The sequence below is a fragment of the Bremerella sp. JC817 genome (assembly GCF_040718835.1).
Lineage (GTDB): Bacteria > Planctomycetota > Planctomycetia > Pirellulales > Pirellulaceae > Bremerella.
Genome location: NZ_JBFEFG010000211.1, coordinates 1 through 456, shown reverse-complemented (window position 1 = coordinate 456; position 456 = coordinate 1). Strand labels below are relative to the sequence as shown.

The 456-nt window shown below is 70.2% G+C and carries 1 protein-coding gene; it reads right to left on the bottom strand.

Annotated features, from left to right (window positions below; genetic code table 11):
- Positions 1–4: 4 nt before the first annotated feature.
- The coding region (locus AB1L30_RS01010) for a hypothetical protein (protein ID WP_367011470.1) at positions 5–456 on the bottom strand (452 nt) is incomplete at its 5' end.

Below are 456 nucleotides of genomic sequence, written 5' to 3'. Positions count from 1 at the left end.
GTCGTCAATTGCGACACTTCGCGGAGTGCTTCACGCAGCAACTCTCCCCGGCCAATGCCTCGGCCCGGGCCAGGTCGGCCCGGATCCGGGCGGGGCTGCCTTCGGGGACCCGGCCGACCAGGGTGTCGAGCTCCCGGATCGCCTGCTCCGACTGCCCTCGCTTGACCATCACCTGCGCCCGGAGGACGGCGGCGCGGTCGCTCGCCCACGAGAGCTTGGCCAGGTCCTGCAGCGCCCGGTCGGCGGCGTCATACTCCTGGGCATCGAGCCGCAGGGTCGAGAGCAGTTCCAGGGCCGGCCCGTAATGCCGGCTGTTCGACAGCTCCGAGGTGATCCCCTCCAGGGCCTCGATCGCGGCCTCCCGCTTCGACGGGTCGACCTGGGCGCGACGGGCCAGGGCCGCGGCGCCAACGACCACATCCTGGACGTCGCGAACTTTGAGGTAATGGTATTTGA